Source organism: Deltaproteobacteria bacterium (assembly GCA_009930495.1).
Classification (GTDB): Bacteria; Desulfobacterota; Desulfovibrionia; order Desulfovibrionales; family Desulfomicrobiaceae; genus Desulfomicrobium.
This window is the reverse complement of record RZYB01000085.1, coordinates 1-11,060: the sequence shown is the minus strand read 5'-3', so window position 1 is coordinate 11,060 and position 11,060 is coordinate 1. Positions and strand designations below refer to the sequence as shown.

Below are 11,060 nucleotides of genomic sequence, written 5' to 3'. Positions count from 1 at the left end.
ACGAAGAAATGGGTCAGCAGGTCCTGGCCCACGCCCGCCGCGCCCTGAATCTCGGCCAGGGAGCAGTGGGCGTGCTGACGCGCCGTCAGGCCGTCGTCGCGCAGGCGCGCGGCCAGATCGAGGAACGTCTCGCCATCCTCGCAGCGCGCCCGCACGGGCACGGTATTGGCGCACAGGCCGATCAGCCCGTCCGCGCCTGGCAGTTCCGGCGGCCGTCCCGCGACCACCTCGCCGAAGACCACGTCGTCCTTCATGGTGCAGCGCGCGAGCACAACGGCCCAGGCCGCCTGAAGAAGCGTGTTCACGGTCAGGCGCGTGTTCGCGGCCAGCGCCCGCAAGCGACCCTCGAATCCTTCGGGCAGGGGCAGCGCCGTCCGCCGTCCCCGATATTCGCCCTCGGACGGAACGTGGCCGGGCACTTCGGACGGTTCGGCTCCGGCCAAGCGCTGCCGCCACCACGCCAAGGCCGCGTTTTTGTCCTGGCTTTCCAGCCACAGGATGAAATCGCGAAACTGCGTCGGCCGGGTGGCGGCAGCGGTCGCCCCGAACAGTTCGCTGAACAGGACGCCCATGCTCCAGCCATCGACGATGATGTGGTGCACGGTGCAGAGCAGGGCGTGCTCGGCCTCGTCCGTGCGCAGCAGGGTGAAACGGATCAGGGGAGGGCGCTGCGGATCGAAGCCGCGCTCGCGATCCGCGCGCATGATGTCGGCGAGTCGGGCCTGCCGCTCGGCGTGGATGAGGCCGCGCAGATCCTCCCGCGCCAGCACGGGCGCGACCCTTTCCGGCGGCAGGACGGCCAGCCAGGGTCGGGACACGCCCCGGACGATCACGGCCGCGCGCAGCATGCCGTGCCGCGCCGTCAGCACCTCAAGGCGGCGGGCCAGGGTCTCGGCGTCCAACGGACCACGGATGGTCAGCAGGTTCTGTTCGAGATAGGCCGGCGAATCCGGATGGAGCTGGCCATGAAAGACGATGCCGTGCTGCAGCGGGGACAGGCCATGCACGCATTCGACCTCCGCGCCCAGTTTGGCGCGGATGGCCTCCAGATCGGCCGGGGGCGCGGACGGAGTCGTCGTGTCCGCCTTGGCCTGCCGCGCGGTGGCCTGATACGGCGTCAGGCGCGGGGCCAGATCGGCGATGGTCGCGTCGCGGAAGATGTCCCGCGCGTTCAGGGCATAGCCCTTGGCGCGGATGCGGGAAGTGACCATGAGCGCCTTGATGGAGTCGCCGCCCAGCTCGAAGAAATTGTCCGCGCGGCCGACCCGCTCGACATGGAGCTGCTCGGCCCAGATCTCGGCCAGCAAACGTTCCTCGGCGGTGCGGGGAGGCTCCGAGGCGTGCTCCGCGGCGGCGGGAGCGGGCAGCGCCTTGCGGTCGATCTTGCCGCTGGGCCCCATGGGCAGTGCGTCCACGAGCATGATCCGGTCCGGCACCATGTACGGCGGCAGCAGGCCGGCGAGATGGGCGCGGACGGAGCGCGTGTCGGCCGCGTCCGTGGCCGGGACCACATAGGCGCAGAGCAGGGGCGTCCCGGTTTCGTCGCGGACCATGACCGCGCACTGTGCCACGCCCGGACAGGTCAGCGCCGTCTTTTCGATCTCGCTCGGCTCCACGCGGTGGCCGCGAATCTTGATCTGGGTGTCGATGCGGCCCAAAAATTCGATGTTGCCGTCGGGCCGCCAGCGGCAGAGGTCGCCGGTGCGATACATGCGGGCGTGGGGCGAATTCTGCGTGGCCAGCGGATTGGCGACAAAGGCCGTGGCCGTCAGTTCCGGCCGGTTCAGATAGCCCCGGGCCAGCTGTTCGCCAGCCAGGCACAGTTCGCCCGGAACGCCCACGGGTTGAAGTCGGCCGACCGGGTCCAGGATCAGGCCCTGGGCGTTGTCCACCAAGCGGCCGATGGGCACGGGCCAGGACCCGTCCAGGTCGAAGCTCGTGGCCGTGACGGTGAACTCCGTCGGGCCGTAGGTGTTGCAGTGCCGGTAGGCTCCGGCCGGAACGGCCCGGTGCAGGACCTCGCCGCCGCCGAGCAGCAGGCGCAGGTCGGGCAGGCTGGCGCCGTCGATCATTTCCGCCACCTGGGACAGGAAATAGCAGATCGTGATTTTCTCCCGGCGCAGATAGTCGTGCAGGCGCGCCAGATCGTGGCGGGTGTCGTCGTCGAGGATGTGCACGGCCGCGCCCTGGGCGAGCATGGGGAAGATTTCCCAGACCGAGGCGTCGAAGATGAACGGCGCGAAGGCGGTGGCGCGATCCGCCTCGGTGACGGCGTAGTGGCGCGCGAACCAGTGGCAGAGGTTGGCCAGGCCGTGATGCTCGACCATGACGCCCTTGGGCTGGCCCGTGGTGCCGGACGTGTAGATGACGTAGGCCAGATCGTCCGGGCCGGGGTCTCCCGGCACGGGCAGGGCGTCGTCCTCGGGCAGTGTCGCCAGGGCGCGGGCGTCCAGCCAGGGCCCGGAAAAATGCCTGGGCTCGGGGCGCAGCCCTGGCGGACTGATCAGTGCACAGGGCGCGGCGTCGCCAAGCTGGAAGGCGATGCGTTCGGCCGGGGCCTTCGGGTCCAGGGGCAGATAGGCCGCGCCGGCCCGCATGGCGCCCAGGGCGGCCAGCACGAATTCCGGGCCGCGTTCGACCAGCACGGCCACGATTTTGTCCCGGCCGGCACCGGACGCGGCCAGGTGGCGGGCCAGGACGGCGCTGGCGCGGTCCAGGTCGGCGTAGGTCAGACGGTCGTCCCGAAAGACCAGGGCGGTCTTGTCGGCATGGCGTCGGGCCGCCTCGCGGCACAGGTCGACGATGGTTTTGGAGCGGTCGAACGGCGCGGTCGCGCCCTGCCACGGGCCCAGAATCCACTCGGCCTGGATTGGCGGCAGGGCCGGCACGTCGCCCACGAGGGTTGCGGGCGCCTCGGCCAGGCGGGCGGTTTCGGCCACGAGATGGGCAAAACACTGCCCGAAGCAGCGCGTGGTTTCCGGGCGCAGGGCCTCGGACGAAAGCAGGCTGCAATGCAGCACGCCGTCCATCTCGACGATATCGATGGCGAAGTCGTACATGGCCCCGTGACCGGGCGGAACCAGTGGCGTGAATTCCAGTCCGGGCCAGGTCGGGCGGCGCTGGTCGGCCTTTTCGTAGCTGAGCATGGTCGCGGCCGGGGACCGGCCGAGCCGGCCCGCGACGTCGCCGTAGGGGGCGCGGTTTTTGTCCATGGATTCGGCGCAGGCGCCGCGCACGGCGGCCATGAACCCGGACAGGGTCCATTCCGGCTGCACCGCGAAATCCTGGGGCACGGTGTTGACGAACATCCCCATGACGCGGGCCATGTCCTCGCCATGGCGCCCGCCTTCGGCCATGCCCACGCAAAAGCGCGTTCCGCCGCAAAGTTTGTGCAGAAGCAGGGCGTACACGCCGTTTAAAAACATGTTCATGGTCACGCTAAAGGCGCGGCTGGCCGCGCGGGCCCGGGCCGTCAATCCGGCGTCCAGGGTCATCCATTCCCGCCGTCCCAGCGGCGAGCCGCTCTTGCCCGGAAAATCCAGGGGCAGCTCCAGGGGGGGCAGATCGGCCAGGCGTTCCACCCAGAAATCCGTGTCGGCCCGGACGCGTTCCTGGTCCGTCGCGCCCAGGGCGGCGCGCGGGGGCCCGGAGTGGGCAAGCGGCGTCTGGCCGTTCATGAGGGCGTTCAGGTCGTCGAGAAGAATGCCGAGGGATGCGCCGTCGGCCGCGATATGCAGCAGGTCGAGCACGAAGAGATAACCGTCGTCCAGGCGGGCCAGCCCGGCGCGCATCAGGGGCGCGCGCTCCAGATCAAAGGGACGGACGAAGGCGCCAAGAATATTCTCGGTCGAGCGGCCTTCGGCGTCGATGCGTTCGAGGGCGAAGGCCGGCTCGTCCACGACCTTGCGCACAAGCTGATCGTCCAGATGATGGAAGCTCGAACGCAGGGCCTCGTGGCGGCGGATGCATTCGCCGAGGCTTATTTCCAGCAGTTCGACATCGAGCGGGGCGCTTTGCTCCCGTATTTTCCAGGCCAGGGGCAGATGATAAGCGTCCTGACCGTGCTCGCGCTGGAAAATGGCGTAAAGCCGCTCCTCGGTCGGCGTCATGGGCGTGAAAAAGGCCGGCGCGCCCTTGTCGAGGCTGAACGCGAAGCCGCCGGCGCGCAGGGCCAGGACGCTATCCTTGATCGCCTCCTCGATGCGCCGGACGTCGTCCTCGGTGTGCTCGGTGCACAGGCCGCAGGTGCGGCGCTCCCAGGTGTAGACGCCTCGTTCCAACAGCAGCATGTAGAAAAGGGGCAGCTCCATGGGCTGAGCAAAGGCGCTGTAGGGGCCGAAACCCTCGAACAGGAACTGCGGGCCGAAATGCATGAGTCGCAGGGGGACCCGCTCGTTCTGGAACCAGAGGTTGAGACGATCGGCCAGGCGCTCGGTCAGGCGGGTTACCCGCTCCTGCAGGGCCGGGCCTTGTTCCAGCAGGTAGCCCGTGGCCGCGACCACCCCTTCCATGCTCAAGGGGTGACGGCAGAAGGTGCCGCCGAAGACGATGGTCTTGCCCTCCGACGGCTGGGCGGCATCGCCCAGAAACCCGCCGTCGATGTAGTCCAGGTATTCCTTGTCGCCCGTGATGATGCCCACGGGCAGGCCGCCGCCCGCGACCTTGCCGTACAGGGCCATGTCGGCGCGGACGCCGAAGTGTTCCTGAGCCCCGCCGGGCGCTCGGCGGAAGCCGTTGACCATTTCGTCGAAGATCAGGCAGATGCCGCGCTCGCGCGTCAGGCGTCGCAGACGGCGCAAAAAGGTCTGGGGCTGCAAGCCCGGCTTGCGGCTTTGCACGGGCTCCACCAGCACGGCGGCGATTTCGTTTCCGCGCCGCGCCAGAACATCCAAGGCCGAATCGGCGTTGTAATCCAGCACGAGCACGTCCTCGACCATGCCCAGCGGCGTGCCGGGCGAGTATGTGCCCGTGCCACGCTCCTCGGAGGCCGCGAGCACGCCGTCAAAAGTCCCATGGTAGGCGCCGTTGAAGAGGGCGATCAGTGGGCGTCCGGTCTTGGCCCTGGCCAGGCGCAGGGCGAACATGACCGCCTCGGAGCCGGTGTTGCAGAAGGACACGCGCTCCATGCCCGTCAGACGGCGGATGCGTTCGGCCGCCTCGGCCGTCAGGTCGCACTGGGGGCCCAGGCCGAATCCCCGCTCCAGGCGGCGGCGCAGGGCCTCGACCACATAGGGCGGATTGTGCCCGAGAAAATGGACGCCCATGCCCAGGGCGATGTCGATGTACTCGTTGCCGTCGACGTCGCGAAAACGTCCGCCAAAGGTGCTTTCCGCCACCAGGGGATAGGCGGTCGCGCGCAATTCCGGGCGAAAGGACAGGGACGACTTCCAATCCGCCAGCGTGCCTGAACGCCGTCCCAGCGCGTTGGATTTCCCCGTGCGGGCGGTATGCCTGGCCACGAGCTCCCGCACGAAGGCGGCCTGCTGGTCGGTCAGGGGCGTGGGTTCGAGCACGAAGCCCCGGATGTTGCGCTCCAGGCGGACCGGACCATCCGTCCTGGATGTGTCCGGCGTCGCGTTCGGCGTCGCGTCCGGCGTCGGGACGGGCGATAGGTTTCCGCCCAGGGCGCGCAGCTGTTCGGCAAAAAGGGTCTGCATGGTCCGCAGCTGGGCCTCGAACAGGGCGGAGAGGCCCGGGCCGTGAGTCGCTCCAACTGGGGGCAGGTCGGGGAGCGTGCAGGCCGGGCCGGGCATCCCCTTGCCGTCCCTGGGTTCGGGCGGGGCTTCGGCGGCCCGCATGGGCACGGCATGCTGGGGGCGTTCATCGAGGACATGGCGGGCCAGATCCGCCAGGGATGGCATGGTCGTCAAAAACCACCGGGCTTCCAGGGTGACACCGAAGCGGCGTTCGATTTCCTGGGCCAGTTTGATGATCATGAGCGAATCGAGGCCAAGTTCGAGAATGTTCGCGTCGGGGTCCAGTTCGTCGGGTTTGAGTCCTAAAGTGGTGTGGGCCAGGGAAAGGATGCTCTGCAAAACGTGATTCATGTAATCCTATCCGTTGCGAAGTGGATGATGGACGAAAGGCATGGGGCCAAAAACGTCGAGCCCCGATTCAACCGGGGCTCGACGAATTAAAAAACCATCCCGATGGAAAGAGCCAGGATATTGTTGTCGTGCATGGATGCGCCTTCGTCGCGGCTGTATTCGAGGTTCACGCGCAGGCCGCCGTGCAGCTCCAGCGCAAGCGCGGCCGTAAGACGCACGAGGTCGCGGTCCAGGCGTTCTCCTTCGCTGGAGAAGGAGAAATCCGTATCGGCGCGCAGCGCCGCGTCCATGTCCTGGCGTTCAAGCCACTGATGCCACCAGGCCGCGCCCAGCCTGGGCGTGAGCGTGGCGCTTGCGAAACGGAAGTCCCGACTGAGTTCAAGTCCGGCCGTGCTGGCCAGGAACGAGGCGCGGGCGTTGTCCACGGCCAGGGCGGAAATCCCTCCGTCTTCCTTGTAGGACTCGCTGGAGATGTTCAGATACACACCTTCGAGGGACGGGGTGAGCGTCATCGAGTCGAAGCGGAAGGCATGGGCGAGCCGAGAGGACAGCATGACGTCGAGCATGGCGTAATCGGCTTGGTTCGTCTCGGCCAGGAAGGACACTTCCCGACTGGAATCCACGTCATGAAGGCCCACGGACAGCGCCGAACTCCACGCTGTACCCCCGGAAGTCCAACGCGCGAAAGGCCCCACGCGCAGCACGGTATCGTCGACATCACCGGCGCCGTCGTAATCCTGGCTTTCGACGCCATGGTCGAGGAAGACGCCAAGCTGCGCGTGGACGGACAGATTTCTGCCCACGCCCACGGTGACGCCCGCGCCGCTGCTGTCATATCCAGTGACGCTGTGTCCGGTGGCGTCCTGCTTTCCGAAGTGGCCGTGCGCCCCACCGAAGGCAAACCAATCCCGATCCGGCCAAGACGTGCTGTGTTGATTTTGCACGGCCCGGTGCACCGATGATGTCTGTCGGATTTGGGTCAAGGCCAGCCCGTTGATGGAATACGGCTGCAACTGGCTCGAATCGGCGCCAGGCGTGTCCGAGGTGTCCACGGCGAGCAGCAAGGCGGAACCGTTCGCGGACAGGGCCCTGTGCACGGCTGCGGCGGCCATGCGGTCGAGGGCCGCGCCAAGACTGTCGTTGGCGCAACGATCGGCGTAATAGCTCCAGTCGCGGGCGCTGGTCAGCAGGATTTCGTCGCCACTTTCGGAAATGCCGAAGGAAATGGGGTTGTAGGGATTCACGATGAACGGACTTCCGGAATAGCTGGTCACATCGGACGCCAGCACGAAATTTTCGTCGCCAAGAACCCGAGTCAGGCCGGTGTCGATCCGACTTTCGGACGTGAAGCTCAAGGCGCCGGCGCCTCGTATGCCCACGTCTTGATCGAGGTTCAGAGCCAGCGAGCCCCTTGAAACGGACAGGCTGTTCGCTCCTCCACCAAGGTCGATATTGCCGGCCAGCAGGCCTCCGTTTGCCACATCGACCGCGTCGTCGCCGCCGGCGCCCTTGACGGACAACAGACCACCCGTCACCGCGCCGCCATCGACGTTCAGGATGTTCGAGCCGTCGCCGTCCAGCATCCAGGTTCCGTAGCCGCTGCCGCTCACGTACCCGTGGACATTGGCCGTGGAATCTTCCAGGGCGATGCCGGCCGTCAGGACTCCTGGCATGGATGAAGTGCTGCCTCTATACGCTCCCGTGGCAAAGCTTGAACCATCCCACGGATTGACCGCCTTGGCGATGATCGCGCCGTGAACGTCGAGCACCGCCCCGTTTTCGAGGAGTGCGCCGTGGGCCGCGTGGGTTTCGGGGCTGACGGTCTGAAAGTGGGGATCCATGGCGTAAGCGGCCGTGATGGTGGACAGAAGACCAGTGGAGCCGACGGTGACCGTGCTGCCATTGATCCGCAGCGCCGAGGAAGATCCAAAGGCAAGGACCGCGCCGTCGATGTCCACGTCCGTGGCGCCGGGCTCGACACGGATGGTGCTGCCGCTCCCTCCCTGCAGATAGGCCAGGGAATCCGCGCCCGTTCGCAGCGTGCCGCCGGCTTCGACCACGATGGCCGAGGACGTGTCGCCATAGGCCGCGACCTCGCCCGCAAGGTCGAGGCTGGCACCCGCGTTGATCAGAAAAACCGAGGTCTGTTCGCCAAGGGCCTCGGCCCTGGCGCCGCTGGCCACGGTGCCGGTGACTCCAGGGGTCAGGGTCACCGCGGAGGTGCCGGTGTTGGTGGTGGAGTAGGTCAGGGTGGGATCTGTGGTGGTGATGATGGGGTTGCCGCCCAGGGCCAGAAAGGCCAAGTCCATGTAGGACGTGTCGCGGCCGCTCGGATTCACGGTGAAGGTGGTGCTTGCGGCCGCGTTGGTCGTGATCGGGGCAAACGAGAAGTATCCTCCGTTTTCTCCGGCGGAGACGGCGGAGAGGCCGGTCAAGGTTCCGTCGGACCGATAAAGGCGTTCCAGGCCACGGGCGAGGTCCATCATCAAGGCCTCGGAGGGCGTGCTGGTGAAGACGCCATGCTTGTCGATGGTGCTCAGACTGGGCACGTTGACCACCAGACCGAGCCCGAGTTGCTGGTACCAAGCCGAGAAGGAGCTGTATCCGGCAATGCTCCCGCCGTGGCCGATGACCGTCAGCGGTACGCCGGACGAGGTGAAATCCAGGGTGAAGATGTTGTAGCCGTAAAACAGCGGCAGGCCGCCCATGCTGATCAGGGTGCTGTTTTCAAGGTCTGTCCGGGCCGCGAACAATTCGTCCGACAGGAGCTTCGAGCCGTCGGGCAGGATGTTTGTTTTGAGGATCTCGATCCATTTGAGCTGATCTTCCAGGGTGCTGACCACGGCGCCCGAAGTCCACGGGATGGCTGGGTCCATGTCGGTGATGCCTTGCCCGCTCTCCGAACCAGGGGCGATGCCCGACGAACTGGAATCCATGGCCAGGTAGGTGCCGGTCAGGCCGGCGGGCGTGAAGACCAGTTCATTGAGAATTTCCGCGAACGTCTTGGCGGTGCCTGTTTCGGCCGCGTAGGCGGCCTCGCCGATCAAGGACAGGATAACGGCGTTGGTGTTGGAGTAGGAACCCTGGAACGGCGCGCTCGGATTTTGCGGATATCCAGCCGCGAACCCCAGGGCCGCCAGCTCCGCGTGTGTGATGGCGGGCGTCAGGCTTTGGTAGTTCGCGGCGATCCATTCGTCCCACAGGGTCGAGGTCGATCCGGCACGGGTTCCGGCCATGTAGTTGGGAATCCGAGAGCTCATGCTCAGGAGCTGCTCCACGGTGATGCTCTCCGCTCCGGCGGGGAGCGCGGACAGGCCCAGGTCAACGTTATACTTTTGCTGCAATGCCCCCAGCGTGTCGGTCAACGTGAAATAGCCACTGTCGATCATCTTCAGGATCACGGTGCCCGTGAAGGTCTTGGATTGGCTGCCGATGCGGAACTGGGCCGCGGAATCAACACCTTCGCCGGAGAGGGTCCGCGCGCCCTCCAAGGTTAGGCCGACATTGCTGGGAATGCCGGTCAGCGTGAAATGATTGTCTTGAATGATCACGAGAAGATCGTCGGCCAGGGATGAGGCCAGCGGGTTCGCGGCATGGGTGCCGGTCAGCGCGATTCGGGGCGCCGAGAGCAGGGAGACAAACATGCACAGGCAGCAGGCGATCAGTCTTGTGAGCACGGCAAATCTCCTTGTTTTCGGTGTGAGGCCAAGACAGAAAAAAGAAAAAGGCCACATGGATTCCGGTTCCATGTGGCCTGTGAACTTCCAGCCGATTAAACCGCCGGAGCTTCCGTGGCTGGTTCGCTTTTTTTGAACCAACCGCCGACAGTTTTCTTGCTTTCTTCAAAGCCGGCCTTGATTTCGGTGCCGAGCTTTTTCATGTCCAGGTTGCAAAGGTCTTCGCCGGTGGCGAAGTGCTTGGCGAAAGCCCTGCCCACCGCGTAGGTCGCCGCGCCGTTGGTCAGGGGCAGGGTGGCTAGGCTCAACCCCGGCCCTACGATGGGAATGTAGCGGGCCAGGTCGGAAAGTTTCGGCGTGATCAAGCTGGGCAGAATTCCGCCGACCAGGGCGGCCGAGACCTTCTTGCCCCATTCCGCCTTGAAGGGGATGTCGTGAGCTTTGGCTAATTTGTAGATCATTTCCACTTGCAAGGCCGCAAGCGCTGCCATGTCGAAAAGAGGGATGGGAACCAACGCGATCGCCAAGGAACTATGCACCCTGTTGCGGATGATGGCGTCTATTTCGTGTTGGCTGGGCTGGACCCGCGTGGTCTCCTCGGACTGCGGCGCGCCTGTTCCCGAAGGTTTTTCTTCCATGATGACGACCCCCTAAGTTGTGTTTGTCGTGGTGACTGACCGTGTTGGAAAATTGATCGTTGTGAATCTCTTTGTCTCGAAAAAGGCGTGTTTACGTTCTTTTGCCAAATCGGATTTGGTCAAAGGAAAATAAGCGAAAAATTATTTTTACACCATAACAAATTGGGACATGGGAAATGGGCGCCGTCGATGTTGTCGAGACTTTGGGGAATTGGGAAAAAAGGTGGGTTTTTCGTATCGCGTTTTTTGTGACGGGGTTGGTGGCAAGATTTTTTATTCCGGGAGTAAATCCTCTGCGTCCATAGTCCTCGCAATAGTTCCATCGTAGTGGCCGCGGCATTGGCGGCATCGCTGGTGCCCGCGCTTCTTCCCCGGAAAAAGTAGTGTACAAGTAGTGTACAGAATTGGGCATGAAAAAAGGCGGTTACTGATGTAGCCGCCTTATTTTCTTGGTGCCGGAGGCGAGACTCGAACTCGCAAGAGGTTGCCCTCGGTGGATTTTGAGACCATGGGAAGCTATTTCAAGAGTTATATCTTGCCGTAAATGTTGGGATAATTTTTCAGTAGAAAGCTCTGTTTTCCATCAGTCTCATCAAAAAAGGTGAATTGAAAGGTGAATTGAAAGGCTCGTTTCTGTGACTCGGAACGGGCTTTTTTGGTTAAGTCGTTGCGGTGCTCTGTACATCTTTTTCGAGGTG

3 protein-coding genes are annotated in these 11,060 nt (G+C 64.8%); all 3 read right to left on the bottom strand.

The genetic code is table 11. The annotated features are described in order from the left end of the window. Positions 1–6,047 (bottom strand): amino acid adenylation domain-containing protein (locus EOL86_08440; GenBank protein ID NCD25602.1); only part of this gene is annotated, 6,047 nt, incomplete at its 3' end. Between the two features lie 86 nt (positions 6,048–6,133). Beyond that, on the bottom strand, positions 6,134–9,796 hold the full coding sequence (locus EOL86_08435) for an autotransporter domain-containing protein (protein NCD25601.1): 3,663 nt from the start codon (positions 9,794–9,796) through the stop codon (positions 6,134–6,136). 23 nt (positions 9,797–9,819) lie between these two features. After that, positions 9,820–10,362, bottom strand: coding sequence for a DUF697 domain-containing protein (locus tag EOL86_08430; GenBank protein ID NCD25600.1), 543 nt, complete (start codon positions 10,360–10,362; stop codon positions 9,820–9,822). Positions 10,363–11,060 lie beyond the last annotated feature (698 nt).

Coding starts and splice junctions, on each gene's coding strand:
- EOL86_08435 (NCD25601.1), bottom strand. CDS start 9,796: ATGGAACCGGAATCCATGTGGCCTTTTTCTTTTTTCTGTCTTGGCCTC.
- EOL86_08430 (NCD25600.1), bottom strand. CDS start 10,362: ATGGAAGAAAAACCTTCGGGAACAGGCGCGCCGCAGTCCGAGGAGACC.